Annotated in this window: 17 protein-coding genes and 1 tRNA gene; 13 read left to right on the forward strand and 5 right to left on the reverse strand. The window is 67.2% G+C overall.

Annotation, left to right across the window (positions count from 1 at the left end):
- Positions 1-13 precede the first annotated feature (13 nt).
- Positions 14-1357 carry a lysine N(6)-hydroxylase/L-ornithine N(5)-oxygenase family protein gene (locus ACLJO0_RS18395; RefSeq protein ID WP_410579696.1) on the reverse strand — a complete coding sequence of 448 codons (1344 nt, stop codon included), beginning with the start codon at positions 1355-1357 and terminating at the stop codon, positions 14-16.
- A gap of 137 nt (positions 1358-1494) precedes the next feature.
- Here ACLJO0_RS18395 and ACLJO0_RS18400 point away from each other — a divergent pair, with 137 nt between their 5' ends.
- From ACLJO0_RS18400 to ACLJO0_RS18420, 5 genes are all read left to right on the forward strand, one after another.
- Positions 1495-2442: a methionyl-tRNA formyltransferase gene (locus ACLJO0_RS18400; RefSeq protein ID WP_410579697.1), complete on the forward strand. Its 948-nt coding sequence runs from the start codon at positions 1495-1497 to the stop codon at positions 2440-2442.
- A 369-nt stretch (positions 2443-2811) separates the two neighbouring features.
- Positions 2812-4917, forward strand: a complete 2106-nt coding sequence (locus tag ACLJO0_RS18405; protein ID WP_410579698.1) for an alpha-galactosidase — start codon at positions 2812-2814, stop codon at positions 4915-4917.
- A gap of 125 nt (positions 4918-5042) precedes the next feature.
- Entirely contained in the window at positions 5043-6314 is a 1272-nt protein-coding gene (locus tag ACLJO0_RS18410) for an extracellular solute-binding protein (RefSeq protein WP_410579699.1), read from the forward strand.
- A gap of 7 nt (positions 6315-6321) precedes the next feature.
- Complete coding sequence (locus tag ACLJO0_RS18415) at positions 6322-7209, forward strand: carbohydrate ABC transporter permease (RefSeq protein WP_410579700.1); 888 nt, start codon at positions 6322-6324, stop codon at positions 7207-7209.
- A complete protein-coding gene (locus ACLJO0_RS18420; protein ID WP_410579701.1) occupies positions 7206-8024 on the forward strand; it encodes a carbohydrate ABC transporter permease in 819 nt (272 codons plus the stop codon). Before ACLJO0_RS18415 ends, ACLJO0_RS18420 begins: the two co-directional genes overlap by 4 nt.
- A gap of 28 nt (positions 8025-8052) precedes the next feature.
- Here the strand turns inward: ACLJO0_RS18420 and ACLJO0_RS18425 are convergent, their stop codons facing one another.
- Positions 8053-9690, reverse strand: a complete 1638-nt coding sequence (locus ACLJO0_RS18425) for an ABC-F family ATP-binding cassette domain-containing protein (protein ID WP_410579702.1) — start codon at positions 9688-9690, stop codon at positions 8053-8055.
- 146 nt (positions 9691-9836) lie between these two features.
- Here ACLJO0_RS18425 and ACLJO0_RS18430 point away from each other — a divergent pair, with 146 nt between their 5' ends.
- Together ACLJO0_RS18430 and ACLJO0_RS18435 are read left to right on the forward strand one after the other, a co-directional pair.
- Positions 9837-10727: a PaaX family transcriptional regulator C-terminal domain-containing protein gene (locus ACLJO0_RS18430; RefSeq protein ID WP_125794239.1), complete on the forward strand. Its 891-nt coding sequence runs from the start codon at positions 9837-9839 to the stop codon at positions 10725-10727.
- Positions 10728-10762: 35 nt separating this feature from the next.
- Positions 10763-11542, forward strand: a complete 780-nt coding sequence (locus ACLJO0_RS18435) for an enoyl-CoA hydratase/isomerase family protein (RefSeq protein WP_410579703.1) — start codon at positions 10763-10765, stop codon at positions 11540-11542.
- A 4-nt stretch (positions 11543-11546) separates the two neighbouring features.
- Here ACLJO0_RS18435 and ACLJO0_RS18440 read toward each other — a convergent pair whose 3' ends face one another.
- Together ACLJO0_RS18440 and ACLJO0_RS18445 are read right to left on the reverse strand one after the other, a co-directional pair.
- On the reverse strand, positions 11547-12455 hold the full coding sequence (locus ACLJO0_RS18440) for a CU044_5270 family protein (RefSeq protein WP_410579704.1): 909 nt from the start codon (positions 12453-12455) through the stop codon (positions 11547-11549).
- On the reverse strand, positions 12448-13050 hold the full coding sequence (locus ACLJO0_RS18445) for an RNA polymerase sigma factor (RefSeq protein WP_410579705.1): 603 nt from the start codon (positions 13048-13050) through the stop codon (positions 12448-12450). Before ACLJO0_RS18445 ends, ACLJO0_RS18440 begins: the two co-directional genes overlap by 8 nt.
- A 221-nt stretch (positions 13051-13271) precedes the next feature.
- Between ACLJO0_RS18445 and ACLJO0_RS18450 the strand changes: the two genes are divergently transcribed.
- The 5 genes from ACLJO0_RS18450 to ACLJO0_RS18470 all read left to right on the forward strand — a co-directional run bounded on the left by ACLJO0_RS18450 (position 13272) and on the right by ACLJO0_RS18470 (position 18376).
- Positions 13272-15488, forward strand: coding sequence for a glycosyl hydrolase family 18 protein (locus ACLJO0_RS18450; protein WP_410579887.1), 2217 nt, complete (start codon positions 13272-13274; stop codon positions 15486-15488).
- A gap of 177 nt (positions 15489-15665) precedes the next feature.
- Positions 15666-16835, forward strand: coding sequence for an alginate lyase family protein (locus tag ACLJO0_RS18455; RefSeq protein WP_410579706.1), 1170 nt, complete (start codon positions 15666-15668; stop codon positions 16833-16835).
- A gap of 139 nt (positions 16836-16974) precedes the next feature.
- Positions 16975-17048, forward strand: a tRNA-Pro gene (locus tag ACLJO0_RS18460).
- 235 nt (positions 17049-17283) lie between these two features.
- Positions 17284-17724 carry a hypothetical protein gene (locus tag ACLJO0_RS18465; protein WP_410579707.1) on the forward strand — a complete coding sequence of 147 codons (441 nt, stop codon included), beginning with the start codon at positions 17284-17286 and terminating at the stop codon, positions 17722-17724.
- Between the two features lie 100 nt (positions 17725-17824).
- Positions 17825-18376 (forward strand): hypothetical protein, encoded by a 552-nt coding sequence (locus ACLJO0_RS18470; RefSeq protein WP_410579708.1) that lies wholly within the window; start codon positions 17825-17827, stop codon positions 18374-18376.
- Between the two features lie 64 nt (positions 18377-18440).
- On the opposite strand, the gene ACLJO0_RS18475 is transcribed toward ACLJO0_RS18470, so the two are convergent.
- Entirely contained in the window at positions 18441-18866 is a 426-nt protein-coding gene (locus ACLJO0_RS18475; RefSeq protein ID WP_410579709.1) for a VOC family protein, read from the reverse strand.
- Positions 18867-19713: 847 nt separating this feature from the next.
- Here ACLJO0_RS18475 and ACLJO0_RS18480 point away from each other — a divergent pair.
- Complete coding sequence (locus tag ACLJO0_RS18480; RefSeq protein ID WP_410579710.1) at positions 19714-20538, forward strand: L,D-transpeptidase family protein; 825 nt, start codon at positions 19714-19716, stop codon at positions 20536-20538.
- The last annotated feature ends 15 nt before the right edge of the window (positions 20539-20553 follow it).

Raw genomic sequence — 20553 nt, forward strand, 5'->3', positions numbered from 1 at the left:
TCTGTGTCGCGGGTCAGGCGGGCCCGGAACCGCTGACCGCGTACTCGGGCCGGGACACGTCGGCGGCTCGCCTGTCCACAATGGACTGGAGGATCTCCCCGACCCGGACCGCGGTGTTGGACAGCAGCGACGACGTGATGCCGTGCGTGTGCTCCGTGCCGCCCTGCAGGTAGATCCCGCCGTGCAGCGGCGGTTCGGTGACGATCCGGTAGTCGCGTTCGACGCGGAGCCTGCCCTCGTCGTCGCGCGTGCAGGCGGAGGCGAGCTCACCGAGCAACGGCGTCGGGTCCGCCGGGCTGTACCCGGTGGCGTACACGACGAAATCGGCGTCGATCCTGGTCCGCTCCCCGGTCTCCAGCGCCTCGATGGTGACCCGCACTTCGGAGCCGGTGTCGGTGACCTCGGTGGGACGGGAGACGTTGATCAGCTTCAGCCGTTCGATCCCCTGCACCTTCTCGCGGTAGACGCGGCGATACAGCTCGTCGATGAGTTCGATGTCGACCGCCGAATAGTTGGTCGCGCCGTGGTAGCGCATCAGGCGCTCCTTGACCGCTTCCGGCGCCTCGTAGAACCGCCCGACCGCCTCGGGGTCGAAGATGCGGTTGGCGAACGCGCTGTCGTCGGCCGGACTGTAGCCGTACCGTGCGAACACCGCGCACACCTCGGCCCGGGGGAAGCGGTCGTGCAGCAGTGCGCTGACCTCGGCCGCGCTCTGGCCGGCGCCGACGACGACGAACCGGCGCGGCTCTTCGGCGGCCATGCCTTCGAGCCGGTGCAGCAGTTCGCTGTTGTGCCAGATCCGTGTGCCCGGTGTCACACCTTCGGGGAGGTTCGGCCGCAGCCCGGTGCTCATCACCAGATTGCGGGCGCGCAGGTTCACCAGTTCGCCGTCGGTGCGGGCGTGGACGTCGAAGAACACGATCTCGTCGCCGTCGAAGACCGGCGTCACCGAAAGTACTTCGGTGCCGTAGGAAACCAGGTCGTCGACCTTTTCCGCCGCCCATTCGAAGTAGTCGTGGAACTCGATCCGCAACGGGAACAGGTTCTTGTGGTTGATGAAGTCGACCAGCCGGTCCTTGCTGTGCAGATACGACAGGAAGCTGAACGAACTCGTCGGGTTCCGCATCGTCGCCAGGTCCTTGAGGAAGGAGACCTGCATCGTGGCGTTGTCGATCAACATCCCGCGATGCCAGCCGAACCGGGGCTGCCGCTCGAGGAAGTGGGCGGTGACCGTCTCCGTTCCGGACGCGCCGTTGTGCTCGGTGACGGCGATGGCGAGCGCCAGGTTGGAAGGCCCGAACCCGACCCCGACCACGTCGTAGACCGGAACCCGTTCACCGACCACTGCTCGTGCCATCTTGAACCCCTAGCGCGGCTCAGCCGCATCTCGGTACTTCGCAACAAAGACCAGGGAACCCTAACCTAAGTTAGGTGAGGCTCAACTAGTACTTTCAGTGGTGATGTTCATCCCTCGACCAGGAGGAGGCCGGTCCCATGCGGGTCGCCATGTTCGGATACCAGACCTGGGGACACCGCACCCTGCGGGCGTTGATCGACGCGGGGCACGATGTCGCCCTCGTCGTCACCCACCCGAAGAGTGACCACGCCTACGAGAAGATCTGGTCCGACTCGGTCGCGGACCTCGCCGAGGCCAACGGGATCCGCGCGCTGCTGCGCCAGCGTCCCGACGACGCCGAACTGCTGGCGGAGCTGAAGGAAGCCGATCTCGACCTGATCGTCGCCAACAACTGGCGCACCTGGCTGCCGCCCGAGATCTTCGAGATGCCGCGCCACGGCACGCTGAACGTCCACGACTCGCTACTGCCCGCGTACGCCGGCTTCTCGCCGCTGATCTGGGCGCTCATCAACGGTGAGAAGGAAGTGGGCCTGACCGCCCACATGATGGACGCCGACCTCGACGCGGGCGACATCGTGCTGCAGCGGTCCGTCCAGGTCGGCCCGAAGGACACGACGACGGATCTCTTCCACCGGACGGTCGACCTCATCGCCCCGATCACCACCGAGGCGATCGAGCTCATCGCGAGCGGGGACTACACACCGGTCAAACAGGACAGGTCGAAGGCCAGCTTCTTCCACAAGCGCGCCCTGGAAGACAGTCTCATCGACTGGTCCTGGCCCGCCGACGAGATCGAGCGGCTGGTGCGCGCGCAGTCCGACCCGTACCCCAACGCCTTCACCTACCACCGTGGCAAGCAACTGCGCGTCGTCCGCTCCTCGGTGTCGGCGGGTCACTACGGCGGAACCCCCGGGCGGATCTTCATCCGTGAGGGTGAAGGCGTCGTCATCGTCGCCGGACCCGAAGCGCGCCGCGGCCGTTCGCACGGTCTCGTCATCGAGCGGGTCCGGACCGAGGACGGCACCGAACTGGCCGCGAACGACTACTTCCGCACCATGGGCGGGTACCTCACCACCCGCCCCTGAGGGCCTCGGGTCTCGCGAGCGACTTCCGGTCGTCAGAGCCCCGACCTTTCCTTTTGCCGGTGCGCGGCCGGCGATCTCGCGTGACTGGATGGACGACTCGCCCCGGCACCCGGCACCCGGCACCCGGCAGCGCGGGTGTCGTCCATCCAGACACGCGTGTCGTCCGTCTGATCACACGCGCCGTCCACTCAGTCACGCGAACCCGCCGGTCGGGCACCAGGAGACCACCACTTCCCCAGTACATGAAGGACCCCTTCCTTGCGCCTAGGTACAGGAAGGGGTCCTTCATGTACTTCACCGCCCACCACCCGATGTACCGCCGAGCGGGAGCCACTGGCCGCCGCCCCCGTTCGGCGTCAGGATGGCCCGGTGACCGAGATCGTTTTCGACGCGAGCACCCGTTCCTGGCTCATCCGCACGGCGGCCACGAGCTACGCGCTCAGACTGGCCGAGGACGACACTCCCGCCCACGTCTACTGGGGCCCGGCGCTCACGCCGGACCAGGTCGCCGACCTCCTCCCCCGGGCCCTGACCCGCTGGGACTCCTTCAACGATCCCAACGAGGGCCTGGACGAACTCGCCGCCGACGGCGGCACCCGGTACTGGACCCCCGCCCTCCAGGTCCGGTTCGCCGACGGGACCCGGGCCCTCGAATGGCGGTACGTCTCCCACGACATCGACGGCGGACGACTGCTCGTCCATTTCCGCGATCGTCACTACCCGTTGCGCGTCACGCTCGGCTATCGCGTCCCGGACGGCACCGACGTCCTCGAACGCTGGACCGAACTCACCCACGACGGCACCGAAGGCACGATCGAGATCATCCGCGCCGACTCGGCGACGTGGGCCGTGCCGATCCGGCCGGACTACCGGATCAGCCACGTCGTCGGCGGCTGGGCCGCGGAGAGCCGGTTGCTCCGGGAGCCGGTGCCCCACGGCGAAACGACGTTCGGCAGCAGGCGCGGCATCACCAGCCACCACGCCAACCCGTGGGTGATGCTCGACGACGGCGAAGCGACCGAGCGGCACGGCGAGGTCTACAGCGCGGCGCTCGCGTGGAGCGGTTCGTGGCGGATCACCACCACCCGCTCGTCCGCCGGCCGCCTCACCGTGACCGGCGGCTCCGGCCAGGACGGCGTCGTCCCCCGGCTCGCACCCGGCGAAACGCTCACCACGCCGGTCTTCGCCGGGTTGTACACCGAGGGCGGATTCGGCGCCGCGAGCCGGGCCTGGCACGCGTACACGCTCGGCCATGTCCTCCCGTATCCCGGCGAACTCCGGCCGGTGCTCTACAACTCTTGGGAGGCCACGGGTTTCGACGTCACCGAAGACGGACAGCGGAAGCTCGCGGAGAAAGCGGCGGCCCTCGGTGTCGAACTGTTCGTGATGGACGACGGCTGGTTCGGTGCCCGGAACGGCGACCACGCCGGTCTCGGCGACTGGCACGTCAACCGCGACAAGTTCCCGAACGGGCTCGAACCGCTGATCGGCGAAGTGCACCGCCTCGGCATGAAGTTCGGGCTCTGGGTCGAACCCGAAATGGTCAATCCGGACAGCGACCTGTACCGCGCGCATCCGGACTGGGTCCTGCACCATCCACAAAGGACACGCTCGGAGCTGCGAAACCAGCTGGTGCTCAATTTCGCCCGCCCGGACGTCGCCGAGTGGGCGTTCGGCACGCTCGACTCGCTCGTCGGCGAGCACGGGATCGACTTCCTGAAATGGGACATGAATCGCCCGTTCAGCGAGGCGGGCTGGCCCGCCGACGACGACCCGGACCGGCTGTGGGTGGAGCACACTCACGCGGTCTACACGGTCATGGACCGCCTGCGCGCCCGCCACCCCGGCCTGCGGATCGAAGCGTGCAGCGGCGGTGGCGGCCGGATAGATCTCGGGATCATGGCCAGGACGGATCAGGTCTGGACCTCCGACAACACCGACGCGCTCGACAGGCTCGTCATCCAGCACGGCTACGGCCAGGTGTATCCGGCGCGCGCGATGTCGGCGTGGGTCACCGACGACCCCAACTTCGTCACCCACCGGTCCACGCCGCAGCGCTTCCGGTTCCACGTCGCGATGGCCGGAGTGCTCGGCATCGGCGGCGACATCGTCGAGTGGTCCGAGGAGGAACTCGAGTACGCGCGCGGACAGATCGCGCTGTACAAGGAGATCCGGCCGGTCGTCCAGCACGGCGAGCTCTACCGTCTCGTGCCGCCGACCGGTGACGGCGTCTCCGCTCTGCAGTACGTGGCGGCCGACGGTGAGCGCGCGGTCGTGTTCGTGTTCCGGCAAGCGGCACATTTCCACACTCCCGAACGACCGGTCCGGCTCGACGGCCTCGACCCCGCCGCGCGCTACCGCGACGAGGACACCGGGAAGGTGTGGCACGGTGCCCCGCTCCTGGCACACGGCCTGTTCCCAGGTCTGCCGGACGGCGACTTCGCCAGTGTGGTGATCCGGCTGGCCAAGCTCTGAGCGCCCAAGAGATCAGATGTATCGCGCATTTTAGGCACCAAAGCGCAGGGCTAGCCGCTTGACATCCCCCCAGACATCCGATCGAATGCCCGTCGTATGCGAGCCGCGAGAAGGGTGGCTGGGGCATGAGAAGGTCCTTCGCGTTGGGAGCGGCACTGCTCCTCGCAGCGAGCCTCACCGGCTGCACCGTGGGCGGCGGCACGGGCGGTTCCGGCAGCGAGATCTCGTTCCTGACCTTCGAGACGCCGAACCTTCCACCGTCCTATTGGGACTCCGCCATCAAACGCGTCATGGACCGCAACCCCGGCCTCAGCGTGAAGAAACTGGTCGCCCCGTCGACCGACCGCACCGGCTACGCCAAGCAACTGCTGCAGTCCGGCCAGTTCCCCGACGTGGCGATCGCCGTCGACTCGGCCGGTTTCGCCGAATCGGGCAACCTCTACGCGTGGACGCCCGAGGAACTCAAGGACTTCCAGTTCCCCGGCGCCAACCCGATCAAGGGCGGGCACCACCAGCTTCCCGCCAACACCCAGACCATCCCGCCGATCTACTACAACAAGAAGCTCTTCACCGACGCAGGGATCACCTCGCCGCCGAAGACCTGGGCGGAACTGCTTGCCGCGTCGGAGAAACTGAAGGCGAAGGGCGTCACCCCGTTCACCATCGGCGGCGGCAAGGAAGGCTTCCCGTCCGCGATGCTGCTGGACGGCCTGGTCAGCGTCGAGGTCTACGGCAAGACACCGGACTGGCTTTCCCGGCGGCGGGCCGACAAGGTCAAGTTCAGCGACCCGGCCTTCCAGCAGGCGTTCGGCAAGTTCGCGGATCTGGTGGCCAAGGGGTACATCGACAAGACGCAGGTCTCGCGGGACTATTCGGCGACCGAGGCGGCCTTCCTCAACGGCGAAGGCGCGATGTACCCGATGGGCAACTGGTTCGCCGCCAGTGCCGACGCCAAGAAGCCGTCCTTCGAGATCGGTGTCTTCAACTTCCCCTCCGAGGACGGGAAACTCGTCGTGCCCGCCTATACCGGTGGCGGCATCGTCGTCAACGCGAAGTCGCCGAACCTCGACGCGGCAAGGAAGTTCGCGCTCGCGTTCCAGCTCGACAAGGAACAGATCGACGCGTCGGTCAAGGCCGACGGTCTGTTCCCCGCGATCAAGGGCTACACACCGCCGACCGACGTCGGACCGGTCTTCAAGGCGGGCTACGAGCTCTACAAGGAAGCCGTCGCGAAGAACGCCGTCGTCAACGCCTTCAGCTGGGAAACCGCCGACGACGGGCTCCTGCCGGGGATGAAGGACAAGGTCTACCAGGCCGCGCAGGACGTCATCATCGGCCGCAAGACGGTGTCCGACGCGTGCGCGTTCCTGGACACCGAGTGGACGAAGGCGCGCTGACACCACGATGGGGAGGAAACCGACGTGGGCGCGGGTGTGGCATTTCGCCTCGTTCGGCGCACCCGGCGTCGTCATCTATCTCTGTTTCGTCATGGCGCCGATCCTCATCAGCTTCGGCTACAGCCTGACGAATCACAACCCGTTCGATCCGCCCGCGGAATTCGTGGGGCTCGACAACTACCGGCTGCTGTTCCAGGACGAGCAGTTCCTGACCGCGCTGCGGGTCACCACGATCCTGACCGTGATCGTCGTCGTGGTGCCGAACGTGCTCGGGCTCGGCGTCGCCCTGCTGCTCGACCGGAAAGGCTGGCTGTACAACGCTTTACGGAGCGTGTTCTTCACGCCCGTGATCCTCAGCTCGGTCGTGGTCAGCATCATCTGGACGAAGCTGCTCGACGACCGGGGGCCGGTCAACGACGCGCTCCGCGCCCTCGGCGTCGAGCATCCGCCCGGCTGGCTTTCGGATCCGGACCTCGCGCTGTACTCGCTGGCTTCGATCGTGTGCTGGCAGATGCTGGGGTTCTGCGTGGTCGTGTACCTCGCGGGCCTGCAAGGCGTGCCCGCCGAACTGCTGGAGGCGGCGGAGATCGACGGCGCCGGACCGGTCCGGCGGTTCCGCGCGGTGACCTGGCCGCTGCTCGCCCCGTCACTGACGATCAACACCGTCGTGCTGCTGATCTCGGCGTTCAAGACCTACGACCACGTCAAAGTGGTCACCAACGGCGGGCCGGGTTCGGGGACCACCGCCACCATCGCGTTCGACGTCCTCGCCACCGGCCTCGACGCGAACCACGTCGGCTACGCGTCCGCGATGGCCGTGGTGATGCTGGTGATCGTGGCGACGCTGACCACGATCGTGCTGCGGTTCCTGCGGCGGCGGGAGGTCGACCTGTGACCACGAAACTCCGGCCCGCCGCGGCGATCCTGGCAAGCGCGCTCTTCGCCGTGCCGCTGTACTACGTGCTCGTCAACGTGTTCAAACCCGGCGACCAGATCGCCGAAGAGCCGGCGTCGGTCCCGCTGCCACCGACGCTGACCAACATCCACGCCGTCCTCACCCGCCCCGACGGCCTGTTCTGGGTGAGCCTGGCGAACAGCCTGCTCGTCACCCTGCTGTCGATCCTGGTGCTGACCGTGCTTTCGGCGATGCTCGGGCACTACTTGGCGCGCTCGGACCGGCGATGGACCAAGGTGCTCACGCTGATCCTGTTGGCGGGCTTGATGATCCCTCCCCAGGTGATCCTGATCCCGGTCACCGAGGTGCTGCGGCTGACCGGGTTGATGGCGACGCTGCAGGGCTTGGTGCTGTTCAACGTCGGCTACTACGTGCCGTTCGGCGTGTTCGTGTTCACCGGGTTCATCCGCGGGGTACCGGTGGAACTCGAGGAGGCCGCGCGGCTCGACGGGGCGAGCCGGGCGCAGGTGTTCTGGCGGATCGTGTTCCCGCTGCTGCGCCCGGCGACGGCGAGTGTGCTGATCTTCCTCGGGGTGTGGATCTGGAACGACTTCATCGACCCGTTGATCATCCTCGGGCCCAGCCAGGGCACCACGATCACCACCGGGATCTACCGCTCGATCGGCCAGTACCAGACGGATCTCGGCAGCGTGTTCGCGCTGATGTTCCTGGCCACGCTGCCGGTGCTGATCTTCTACCTGGCCTTGCAGAAGCAGTTCGTGAAGGGCCTCACCGGCGGCGCCACCAAGGGCTGACGTCCTCCGCGATCAGTCATCTGATTGCTCAGAGCTCGGTGACCTTCCCGTCGGCCACTTCCAGCCGCCGCGTGGTCGCCACCGCGTCGAGCATCCGCCGGTCGTGTGTCACCAGCAGCAGCGTCCCCGGATACTCCGACAGCGCCGACTCCAGCTGCTCGATCGCGGGCAGGTCGAGGTGGTTCGTCGGCTCGTCGAGCACCAGCAGGTTCACCCCGCGCGCCTGCAGCAGCGCCAGCGCCGACCGGGTCCGCTCCCCCGGCGACAGCGTGGCCGCCGACCGCAGGACGTGCGCGGCCTTGAGCCCGAACTTCGCCAGCAGTGTCCGAACGTCGGCGTCGGCGAGTTCCGGGACCTCACGGGCGAACGCCTCGACGAGCGGAAGGTCACCGAGGAACAGCTTCCGTGCCTGGTCGACCTCGCCGACCACGACACCGGAGCCGAGCGACGCGGCGCCTTCGTCGACCGCGACCCGCCCGAGCAGGGCGGCGAGCAGCGTCGACTTCCCGGCGCCGTTGGCCCCGGTGATGGCGACCTTGTCCGCCCAGTCGATCTGCAGATCCACCGGACCGAGGGTGAATTCACCCCGCCGCACCACCGCGCCACGCAAAGTCGCCACGACCGCGCCCGCCCGGGGCGCCGCGGCGATCTCCATCCGCAGTTCCCATTCCTTGCGCGGTTCCTCGACGACGTCGAGCCGCTCGATCATGCGGTCGGTCTGCCGGGCCTTCGACGCCTGCTTCTCCGTCGCCTCGCTCCGGAACTTGCGGCCCACCTTGTCGTTGTCGGTGGCCTTGCGGCGGGCGTTCTTGACGCCCTTCTCCATCCACGACCGCTGCATCGAGCCCCGCGCTTCGAGCGAGGCCTTGGTGTTCGCGAACTCCTCGTACTCCTCACGCGCGTGCCGCCGCGCGACGGCGCGTTCCTCCAGATAGGACTCGTAACCGCCGCCGTAGGTCCGCACCTGCTGCTGCGCGTAATCGAGTTCGACGACGCGGTCCACGGTGCGGGCGAGGAACTCCCGGTCGTGGCTGACCAGCACGGTCCCGGCGCGCAGCCCGGTCACGAACCGCTCGAGCCGGTCCAAGCCGTCGAGGTCGAGGTCGTTGGTCGGCTCGTCGAGCAGGAAGATGTCGTACCGGCTCAGCAGCAGCGAGGCCATCCCCGCCCTGGCCGCCTGCCCGCCGGACAGCGACAGCATCGGCTGGTCAAGGCTGACGGTGAGCCCGAGATCCGCGACGACCTCGCCCGCACGGTCGTCCAGATCGGCGCCGCCGAGCGCGAGCCAGCGGTCGAGGGCCAGACCGTAGGCGTCGTCCGCGCCGGCTTCGCCCGCGGTGAGCGCTTCGGTGGCGACGTCGAGTTCGGCTTGGGCGGCGGTGACTCCGGTACGCCGCGAGAGAAACGCGCGCACGGACTCACCCGCACGACGTTCCGGCTCCTGCGGGAGGTGACCGACGGTGGCCGTCGGCGGGTTCAGCCGGACGCTGCCCTCTTCCGGCGGTACGAGGCCGCCGAGGGTCTTCAGCAGGGTCGACTTGCCCGCGCCGTTCACGCCGACGAGACCGATCACTTCGCCCGGGGCGACGACCAGGTCGAGACCGGAGAACAGCAGACGGTCGCCGTGGCCGGCGGCGAGATCCTTGGCAACGAGTGTGGCGCTCATGAGATCGGTAAGTCTACGGGGACCGATTGAACAGCTCGTGGTCCCTCGGAAGAGTGGCAAGTATCCAAGCGATCACGGAACGTGGGTAACCTGGTTGTTCTTCTGGACCCGAACGAACCCCTGAGCATTGAGGTCGGTGACAGCAAATGGCGGATTCCGCCACCCAGGTCCCCGTCGTCCACCAGCAGAAAGGCGGTACCCGTAGGCCGACGTTGAGCAGGCGGCGGGAAGTCAGTCACGCCAGCGCGCGATCCCTGTTGATGACGATCCTCGGCGAGTACGTCCTGCCCCGTGACCGGCCCATCTGGACGTCGACGCTGGTCGAGGCGCTGCGCGTGCTCGACATCGAGGAAAAGTCCGCGCGGCAGGCGCTCGCCCGTTCCTCCGCCGAGGGCTGGGTCGTCTCCGAACGCGTCGGACGAAGAGTGCGCTGGTCGCTCACTCCACCAGGTAGGCGCCTCCTGACCGAAGGCGCGGAACGGATCTACGCCTTCGGCAACGAGGAGAAGGCCTGGGACGGCCGCTGGCTGATGTTGATCGTGTCGGTCCCCGAGGCGAAGCGGGACCTCCGGCACCGGCTGCGCACGCGCCTGACGTGGGCCGGATTCGGTTCGCCGGTGGCTGGTGTCTGGGTCAGCCCGGATCTCAGCCGCCAGCGGGAGGCCCAGCAGATCGTGCAGGAACTCGGCCTCGACGCGCAGGCGATGTCGTTCACCGCCGCCTATGGCGACGTCGGCGACCAGGAGACGATGGTCGCGCGGTCCTGGGATCTGAGCGAATTGAAGGACCGCTACGAAGACTTCATCGACCGCTTCACCGGTTTGCGGCCTTCAGGTGAGCGCGGCGTCCTGCGCGCGCAGACCGAACTCGTCCACGAATGGCGCAGCTTCCCGTTCCTCGATCCGCGTCTCCCGCTAAAACTCCTCCCCGACGGTTGGAGTGGCGTGCGCGCGGCGGACCTCTTCCACCGCAAGCACGTCGAATGGCGACCAGAAGCACAGGCGCAATGGGACGAACTCGCGGACTCCTCCGGCTAGGGTCACGGAAAACGATCTAGCGGAGGGACTTCGTCTTGGCCACCTCGATCCGCCTCGACCGCGAGGGCGACATCGCCGTCCTGACCATCGCTTCGCCGCCGCTGAACCTCTACACCGCGGAACTCCAGCAGGAACTGGGCGAGGCGATCGGCGAACTGGAGGCCACGCCGCCGCGTGCGGCGCTGATCCGGGCCGAGGGGAAGATCGTCAGCGGCGGTGTCGACGTCTCCCTGTTCGACGCCCAGGCGAGCGCGGCCGAAGCGAAGGTGCTCTTCGACGAGATGCTGGCGATCCCCGACCGGATCGCCGCCCTCCCGTTCCCCACCGTGTTCGCCGCCCACGGTCTGTGCCTGACCTGGGCCTTCGAGGTGGCTGTCGCCTGCGACATCATTCTCGCCAGCGAGAAGGCCAAGTTCGGCCTGGTCGAACGCGTCGTCGGCCTGACCCCGACCATGGGCGGCACACAGCGGCTCGCCGCCCGTGCCGGCGTCGGCCGCGCCAAGGAGTTCGTGATGACCGGCGCGACCTATGACGCCGCGACACTCGAACGCTGGAACGTGGTGAACCGGGTGTTCCCGATCGACGGCTTCGAGGAGGCCGTGCGCGCTTTCACGACCGACCTCGCGCAGGGGCCGACAAAGGCGCACGCGGCCACCAAGAAGGTCCTCGAGCACTACGAGCACGGCGGCGTCGCCGAGGCGAACGAGCACATCACGACGATCGCCGCCGGGCTCTTCGACACCGAGGACCTGCGCGGCGCGGTGAAGTCGTTCCTCGCCGACGGCCCGGGCAAGGCGACCTTCACCGGCCGCTGATTCGCTAAGGCCGCTGACCGACCGCGTCCACCACGCCGGACGCGGTCACCGCGGTCGAATTCGTGCCCAGGTACAGGAACGTGTCCGCGGCGAAGACGATCACGACCGGTTTCGCCACCTTGGGGTCGTGATGCGGCCCGAGCGGCCAGGTGATGCCGACACCGGGCCTGCCCGCCGCGTCCTCGGCCCGGTCGACGGCGCGCAGGCCCGGCACCCTGGCCGCGGCGCCGAACAGTGCCCCCAGGACGGCGGGCGGAAGGTAGTTTTCGTTCACCAGCGCGAGGATGTCCTTGCCCATCGCGTGGTAGTCGCCCTTTTCACCGCTGTGGCCGGCGTTCTCGGCATTGAGGTGGGCGAACATCGCGTCCGCGTCGGCGGGGAGATCCACCCGGTAGCCGGGCCTTGGCGTACACGGCTCCGTGACGCCCTTCAGCGGCTCCTCGCCCTTGTACACCTGTGCCTGCCCGTTCCGGCAGCCCGGAAGCGGGAAGGAACCGCGGTCCGCCATCTTGATCAACCCGTCGTGGGTACCGTCCGCTGAAATCCACGATTCCCGCTCACCGTCGGGCTGCTTGGTCTTCGTGTAGATGAACTGGTCCGGTTTCGGCGGTGTACCCGGTGTTTTCAGCGCGGCCGCGGCGGCACTGCGCAGCACAGCCACGGGATCCGCCGTGGCCGCGGGCGGTTCCAGGCCTGCCGGGGTGAGCGCCACGACGGCGGTGATGGCCGCGGCCAGACCTGCCGCACCCACTCCGGTCCAGACCCAGCGCCGCCGTTTCTTCAGCGGCACCACGTTTTCCGCCTCGGCGGCGGCGATCTCGGCCATCAATCGCGCGCGGGCCGGGCCGAGTACGCAGGATTCTGCGAGGGGCACCGAATCCGTCCGCTCGGCGATCAGCTTCAGCTCATCCATGGTTGGCGATCTCCTTCGAAGTCGGGGTGTCCGGACGCCCCAGCGCCTCACGGACTTTCCGGCGGGCACGGTTGAGCCGTGAGCGGACGGTGCCGAGCGGGATGTCCAGCGCCGTGGCTACTTCCTCGTAACTCAGGCCTTCCCCCGCGAACAGCGTGAGTGTGTCCCGGTCACCGTCCGCGAGTTCCGCCAGTGCGGAGTCCAGCAGTTTTCCCATCGCCTCGGCCGTCACCTGATCGGCGACACGCTCCGCATGCCCTTCCTCGTCGGGCGGCGGGCCGAGAGCCTCCCGGAGTTTCAGCTCCCTGACCTCGTCACGGCGCCGCTGCGCCACGAGGTTGGTCGCGATCCCGTAGAGCCAAGGCCGGGCCTCGCGGCGCTCGGTGTCGTACCCCTCGCGTTTCCGGAACGCCACCAGGAAAGTCTCCCCCAGCGCGTCTTCCGCGGCGGCCGGGCCGATGCGTCTGACCAGGTAGCGGTGGATGTGCGCGGCATGCCGGTCGAAGATCGCGGAGAACCACTCGGGCCCGGTCACCGACCTCGCGATCAGCTCCGCGTCGTCCAGATCTCCCGGATCCGCCCTCGATGAGCTCATGAACCGCCCTTCATCGTCCGAAAGTGTCACCTGTAGTCCGCATCCGGAGCCGAACGGGTTCACGACCGACGAATCGGTCTAGACCTTTAATGTGAGCCGCGCTACATTCAAGTGTGGTCTAGACCACACGCGCCATTTTTCAGAGCAGGTCAGTCTCGCCGCCTCTTTTGGAGAGAACCGCCATGAGACGCACCGGAAAACGACTACTCAGCGCATTCACCGTGACACTCCTCGCCGCCGGGCTCTTGGTAGCCGCGGGCAATCCGGCGCTGGCGGCGGGCCGCCTCCGCGCCGCCTTCACCCTGGCCGGAACCAATGGTGAGTACACCGTCACCAACCCCAGCAGCGAAACCGTCGCCGACTGGTCCATCACCTTCACCGTCCCCGCCGGCGTGACCGCCACCAGCGGCTCCAACGGCACGGTTTCCCAAACGGGCAACCAGGTCACCCTCACCCCGGCGTACTACATCAAATCGCTCGCGCCGGGCCGTTCGACCTACCCCTACAGCCCGTCCTTCCGGCTCAGTTCGGCCGTCAACCCGACCACGTGCCGGATCGACGACGCGAACTGCGACGGTTCGGGCGACACACCGCCGTCGACCCCGGCCAACCTGCGACTCGTGGCGAAGACGACCACGACCGCCGCGCTGGCCTGGAACGCGTCGGCACCGGGCTCGCTGCCCGTCACCGGCTACGACGTCTACCAGGGCACCACGCTGGCGGCGTCGGTCACCGGTACCGAAGCGAGGATCACCGGGCTGACGCCGAACACGGCCTACAGCTTCACCGTCGTCGCCAAGGACCGGAAGGACGCCAAGTCGCCGCCCACCCCGGCGCTCGCGGTGACCACCAACAACCCGGGCGACGACACCCAGGCGCCGACCGCGCCGTCGAACCTCCGCTCGACCGCGGTCACGTCGGGCTCCGTCGCGCTGGCGTGGAACGCGTCCACGGACAACACCGGCGTCGTCTCCTACGACGTCTACCGCGGTACGACCCTCGCCACGACGGTGACGGGGACGACCGCGACGGTGAGCGGGCTTTCACCGTCCACTTCGTACTCTTTCACGGTCAAAGCCCGCGACGGGTACGACAACGTCTCCGCGGCGAGCGCGGCCGTCAGCGCTCGCACCGGCGACATCGTGAACGGGTACGCCCGGGTCGGCTACTTCGTCCAGTGGGGCATCTACGGCCGCCAGTTCTTCGTGAAGAACATGGTGACCAATGGATCGGCCGCCAAGCTGACCCATCTGCTGTACGCCTTCGGGAACATCGACCCGGTCAACCACACCTGCCTTTCGGGTGTCACCAAGGGAACGACGCCCAATCCGCAGGATCCGAACCAGGGCGACGGCGCGGGCGACGCGGAAGCCGACTACTCGCGGCCGATGTCCGCCGCCCAGTCCGTCGACGGTGTCGGCGACACCGGCTGGGAAACGCTGCGCGGCAACTTCAACCAGTTGAAGAAGCTCAAAGTCAAGTACCCCAACATGAAGATCCTCATCTCGCTGGGCGGCTGGACCTACTCGAAGTACTTCTCCGACGTCGCGGCCACCGCCGCGTCGCGGCAGAAGTTCGTCGCGTCGTGCATCGACACCTACCTGAAGGGCAACATCAAGGCGTACGGCGGTGCGGGCGGCCCGGGTACGGCCGCGGGCATCTTCGACGGCATCGACATCGACTGGGAATGGCCGGGCAGCCCCGACGGGCACCCCGGGAACCACTGGAGCGCCAACGACAAGACGAACCTGACCGCCCTGCTGGCCGAGTTCCGCACGCAGATGGACGCCTACGGCGCGACCACCGGCAAGCGGTACGAACTGCAGGCGTTCACCCCCGCCGACCCGGCGAAGGTCAAGGGCGGCTGGGAGATCCCGAAGATCTTCGACTACCTCGACGTCGCGAACGTGCAGGGCTACGACTTCCACGGCTCGGGCAGCGACAACTCGTGGGAGCCGAACCGCACCGGCCATCAGGGCAACCTCTACGCCGACGCGGACGATCCGTACAACTTCAAGTTCAGTGTCGAATCAGCGATCAACGCCTACACCGAGGCCGGGGCCAATCCACGGAAACTGACCCTCGGGCTCGCGTTCTACGGGAGAGGCTGGCAAGGGGTCGCGGACGGCGGCAAGAAGGGCGAATGGCAGAGCGCGACAGGAGCCGCGCCCGGCCAGTTCGCCGAGGAAGCAGGTACTCGTGGCTACGCGAATCTCTTGGCCAGTGTCCCCAACTGCGCCGTCCAGCACGACACCGCGGCAGTGGCCACGTCGTGCTACACCGGCAACGGCGGGCAATGGTGGACCTTCGACGACGCCTGGTCCATCCAGCAGAAGGTCGCCTGGCTCAAGACCAGAGGACTGCTCGGAGTCATGGCCTGGGAGATGTCGGGTGACACCGGATCCCTCATGACCACAGTGGACAATTCGCTGAAGTGACGGTTCCCGGGGTGCCGATGTTCGTCGTCGGCACCCCGGCACCGTTCGTTCAGCCCGCTGAACAGTGCGGGATTCTTTCTTTTCGAGGCGAACAAAGGTCTTGACGCGACTGGTTCAGACCACGACACTGAATCGCGCGCCGCCGGTGACCTGGCTCACGCCCGCCCGAGGAGAACCATGTCCCTACCGAGGAAACTGCTCGCCCTGACCACCCTCGTCCCCTTGGCGCTAGGCCTTTTCAGCGCCCCCGCCCAGGCCGCGCCCGCCACCTTCACCCATCCCGGCGTGCTGGTCAGCCGCCCGCAACTGGACTTCGTCCGTGCCAAGGTCCAGGCAGGCGCGCAACCGTGGAAACAGGCCTACGACGCGATGATGTCGAATTCGTACGTGTCGCTGTCCCGGTCACCGAAACCACGCGCCATCGTCGAATGCGGTTCGTATTCGAATCCGAACATCGGCTGTACCGATGAGCGGCAAGACGCGATCGCCGCGTATTCCCTTTCGCTGGCCTGGTACATCACGCGCGACGCGAAATACGCGACCAAGGCGATCGAGATCATGGACGCCTGGTCCGCGATACTGAAAGATCACACGAACAGCAACGCTCCCCTGCAGTCCGCGTGGTCGGCCTCCTCGTGGCCGCGCGCCGCGGAGATCATCAAGCACACCTACACGAGCTGGCCGAACTCCGGCCGCTTCGGCACCATGCTCCGGAACGTGTACCTGCCCGAGGTGATCAACGGCAGTCACAGCAACGGAAACTGGGAACTCAGCATGACCGAAGCCGCGATCGGCATCGCCGTGTTCCTCGATGACAAGGCGGCCTACGACAAGGCCGTCGCGAAGTTCCGCACCCGCGTCCCCGCCTACCTCTACCTGGCCGGCGACGGCGCGCTCCCGAAAACGGCGCCCGGCAGCGGCCTCGACACCCGCGACAAGATCGTGAAGTACTGGCAAGGCCAGACGACGTTCGTCAACGGCCTCTCCCAGGAGACCTGCCGCGACTTCACCCACACCGGCTACGGCCTCGCCGCCATCGCGAACTTCGCCGAGACCACCCGCATCCAGGGCCAGGACCTCTATCCCGAGATCGCCGACCGCCTCCGCGAAGGCCTCGGCTTCCACGCGAAGTACCAGCTCGGCGCGGCCGTCCCGTCGTGGCTCTGCGGCGGCAACCTGAAGCTCGGCCTCGGCCCGATCACCGAAGTCGGGTACAACCACCTCCACACCCGCCTCGGGCACACCATGAGCAACACCGAGGCCCTCACCCTGCGCCAGCGCCCGGCCGGCACCAACAACCTCTTCGTCTCCTGGCAGACCCTCACCCACGCCGGCAACCCACAGTGACCCCGTGCGGCCCGCCCGAATGCGGCAGGGCGGCCCTCACGGTCCGTTTCCGCAGCTCAGACACACAGTGACCCCTGGTTGCAAGCGCCTGTTCGGGACCCGCTAAAGTACTCACATCGCACTCCACGGAGCGCGGGTCCGGGCTGTGGCGCAGTTTGGTAGCGCACTTGACTGGGGGTCAAGGGGTCGCAGGTTCGAATCCTGTCAGCCCGACCGGAAGACGAAGCCCCTGGCTTGTACCTCAGGTACAGGTCAGGGGCTCTTTCTTGTTCAGTTCAAGACCAGGCCGATAATCTTGAGGTGAAGTCCCTGTGGACCGGTCCTGGTTCACAGAGGCTCCGCTCCTGCATCGCAGGCCGCTCTCGCGCTTACCTCAGCGCAGCAAAGGCAGCCCCCGCGAGACTCCTGCGAGCTCGACGAGCTCGGGCCCGACGTCAGGGAGGTAGCCATGCGTAACGAGGTCATGCAACAACTGGACGTTCTGGTCGGCTCGTGGCGGACAACGCTATGCAACGCCTGGTTCCTGGACCCCGCCGACCAGGAGGTGCCTGGCTCAGCGACGGTCGAGTGGCTCGGTGACGCGTTCGTGGTCCTCCGCTGGACCATGGGCGACGACGACAAGGCCGCGAGCGAGATGGTCCTGGTTCTCGGCCGCAGCGACACCCGCGACACCTACACAGCCCTCTACCACGACGAACGAGGTGTCTGCCGGGTCTTCGCCATGACTTTCGACGGCACACGCTGGCAACTGAACCGCCAAGACCCCGACATGCACCAACGCTTCATCGCCGACGTCCGACCAGACCGGATCAACGCACGCTGGGAAGCATCCGAAGACCAGGGATCCACTTGGCGCAAGGACTTCGACGTCATCTTCGAACGGATCTAGCAACGCACAGCGCGGAAGCCAAGTCCAGATCGTTTTGCGGGGAGGGATCGCGCCCGGCGACTTGGGTGCCTCCTCTCAGGCGAGGGTGGCGCCGTAGGCGGTGAGCACGGACCGTAGCGGCTGGAAGAAGCTGGCGCACAGCTTCACCATCTGGATCGTATTGGTCGTCGCCGTGACCGCCGGTGCACCTCGGCGGCACGCGGCGGTCCGGGCGGTTGGAACACTGATCGCGGCCGTTCTGGCTTTCTACTGGGGCAAGGCCCTGGTCTATGGCGTCGAATATGCGGGCATGCCATACGAGATCGACGTGTCAACGACAGTGCTGTGGTGCGCCATGGCGATCGCCGGCTGTCTGATCGCCGGGTTTCTGGTGAGCACGATCGGACGATCCGATATCCGCGGCACAGTAGCGACCGCGACGATAGTCGGACTGTTGGTCGCGGACGTTGTTCGACAGTCCAGCCGCTCAGGCCTAGGCGTCCTGCTGCTCGCGACGGTAGTCGCTATCGGCTTCGTGGGGATTCGGGGGATTCGCTCGCTGCGACAAGGCCTCCAGGTCGCAGCCTACGCAATCCCACTGGCAGGCCGCGGTTTCATGATCGTGTCAGCGCCGGACTTCCTCGAAGAAGTCGTGATCAGGTTAAGCCTCTGACACCTGCCGCATCAGCACCCGCCCGCGGAAGCCGACCGGAAACCCGAAACCCGGCAATTCCGGACTACAGGCCGAACTCCCCCGGCGCGAGGCTGCGCGCCAGGCAGAACTCGTTTCCTTCCGGGTCGGCCAGTACCACCCAGGACCGACCGTCTCCCTGTCCCACATCCGTCCTGGACGCGCCGAGCGCGAGCAACCGCTCCAGTTCGGTCTGCTGGTCGCTGTCGATCGGGCATACCTCGAAGTGCAACCGGTTCTTGGCGATGGTCTTGGCCTCGGGAACACGGACGAACACCATATTCGGCACAGCGGGCCCGCCACGCAACGCGGCCAACCGCTGTTCGTCCGGCTCCTCCGGGTCGGGCCCGATCTCGACCGCGGCGCCGTTCTTGTCCTCATAAACGACGTAACCCAGAACGCCGCACCAGAAATCCGCCAGCCGCCGCGGATCCACGCTGTCGATGGTCGCCCATTCGAACCGACTCGTCATGCACAATGCCTTTCCATTTCGGATATCCCGGGTTCATGTTATTCGATGAACCTCGGCCCGGGGCTTCCGAAGGATGCAGGGCTCCGACGCGAACCTGGCCCACCGACTCTCCGATGACCGAGGGAGCGTAGGCGTCCTCGATGTGGGGTTCGTACAGGTCGCACCACCACGCGACGTTCTGGTCAACGCGGTATACGGCGGTCCACATGTCCGCGTCGTCAGGCACGAACGCGCGCATGTTGCGGATGTGGCGGGCTGATTACGGGCTAGGTTCCGGGTCGCGAGGTAGCCGGCGGGGACCTGGGTGGGTTCCCGCGCGGGCGCTGAGCCGGCCACCACGGCCGTGCCCCAGTGCTTCGGCGAGGTCGATCATGTGGTCTCCCAGCGTTCTGAGCTGGCTTTCCAACAGCCTCATCGACGCTTGCTGTAGCGCGGTCAGCTCCACTTCGAGATCGGGCATGGTCGGCTCCCCCTCCGCTGGTCGGTTGCCGTCAGGTCAGGAAGGAGTCTTTACCGGCCGCCGGATCCGGGGCTGACCGGCCGCCATCGGGTGCGGGGAGGACACTACGAGTGGTCATCGCGCCCTCCACCCTTGCGCGAGTCCTCCGAATGGCCGCAGGGAGAAAATACGTAGCGTATTTCCGCCACGGATTAGCGAAAAGGCATTTCCACCTCGATCGAGTGAATTCAACCCGCACGATCGACCTGGTAAAACGCGACAAAACCGCAGGCAGATTCGTTCCGGTCACCTACCGTGCGCATTGATTAACGCACTGGTTTCCTGTTAGAGATGATCGTTCCCGATTCGTCTCCCGTTGCGGATGACTCTGCGCAAGGACAGGCCCCGATGACCGAACTGCAGACCTCTTGCGGTGGCGCACGCCCATATCCGGTTCGCGCGCTTCTCGTACTGGTGCTGGCGATGCTTCCGCTGTCCGGCTGCGGCACCACCGGGGACGTGGGTGGCGGCGCCGCTGCCCCCGTGGCGCCGCCACCCTCGTCGCCCGAGGTGTTCGCCTCGCTGCCTGAGGCGAACACCTTCGGCCAGTTGAAATCCGCGCCCACGGACCCGTCCCCCACACTGCCCGCCGGCGGGGAAGTACTGCATCCCAAGGCGGATGCGATGATCTACCGCGCACCCGGCGCGGAGCCGATCGCCCGGCTGCCCGAAACCCAGATCGGCTCACCGACCTGGGTCCCGGTGATCGCCAGGCAGGGCGACTGGGCACAGGTACTGCTGCCCGCCCGGCCCAACGGCGCGACCGGCTGGCTGCACGCCACCCCGGAAACCATGGAATCGGCGCACAACGACTTTCGGGTCAACGTGGACCTCGCCGCATTCCGCCTGGAAATCCTGGAACTGGGCAAGCCGATCGGCTCGTGGACCATCGGCACCGGAAAGCCCGAGCACCCCACGCCTACCGGCCGCGCGTTCATTCTCGCCTCGATCAAGGAGAGCGTGAACACCTACAGCCCGATCGTGCTGCCGCTGAGCAGCCATTCCGATTCGCACGAGACCTTCGGTGGCGGGCCCGGCACGGTCGGCCTGCACACCTGGCCGGACGACAGCTTCGTCGGCAAGGCCACCAGCGACGGCTGCATCCGGGTCACCCGCGAGGCACTGGACCGCCTGGTGGAGCTGCCGCTCGGCACCGTCGTGAACATCACCTGAAACCCGATCATGGAG

Source organism: Amycolatopsis sp. lyj-108 (assembly GCF_046549005.1).
Taxonomy (GTDB): Bacteria; Actinomycetota; Actinomycetes; order Mycobacteriales; family Pseudonocardiaceae; genus Amycolatopsis.

Coding starts and splice junctions, on each gene's coding strand:
- ACLJO0_RS18415 (WP_410579700.1), top strand. CDS start 6,322: ATGGGGAGGAAACCGACGTGGGCGCGGGTGTGGCATTTCGCCTCGTTC.
- ACLJO0_RS18475 (WP_410579709.1), bottom strand. CDS start 18,866: ATGACGAGTCGGTTCGAATGGGCGACCATCGACAGCGTGGATCCGCGG.
- ACLJO0_RS18445 (WP_410579705.1), bottom strand. CDS start 13,050: ATGAGCTCATCGAGGGCGGATCCGGGAGATCTGGACGACGCGGAGCTG.
- ACLJO0_RS18400 (WP_410579697.1), top strand. CDS start 1,495: ATGCGGGTCGCCATGTTCGGATACCAGACCTGGGGACACCGCACCCTG.
- ACLJO0_RS18425 (WP_410579702.1), bottom strand. CDS start 9,690: ATGAGCGCCACACTCGTTGCCAAGGATCTCGCCGCCGGCCACGGCGAC.
- ACLJO0_RS18410 (WP_410579699.1), top strand. CDS start 5,043: ATGAGAAGGTCCTTCGCGTTGGGAGCGGCACTGCTCCTCGCAGCGAGC.
- ACLJO0_RS18480 (WP_410579710.1), top strand. CDS start 19,714: ATGACCGAACTGCAGACCTCTTGCGGTGGCGCACGCCCATATCCGGTT.
- ACLJO0_RS18430 (WP_125794239.1), top strand. CDS start 9,837: ATGGCGGATTCCGCCACCCAGGTCCCCGTCGTCCACCAGCAGAAAGGC.
- ACLJO0_RS18455 (WP_410579706.1), top strand. CDS start 15,666: ATGTCCCTACCGAGGAAACTGCTCGCCCTGACCACCCTCGTCCCCTTG.
- ACLJO0_RS18465 (WP_410579707.1), top strand. CDS start 17,284: ATGCGTAACGAGGTCATGCAACAACTGGACGTTCTGGTCGGCTCGTGG.
- ACLJO0_RS18395 (WP_410579696.1), bottom strand. CDS start 1,357: ATGGCACGAGCAGTGGTCGGTGAACGGGTTCCGGTCTACGACGTGGTC.
- ACLJO0_RS18440 (WP_410579704.1), bottom strand. CDS start 12,455: ATGGATGAGCTGAAGCTGATCGCCGAGCGGACGGATTCGGTGCCCCTC.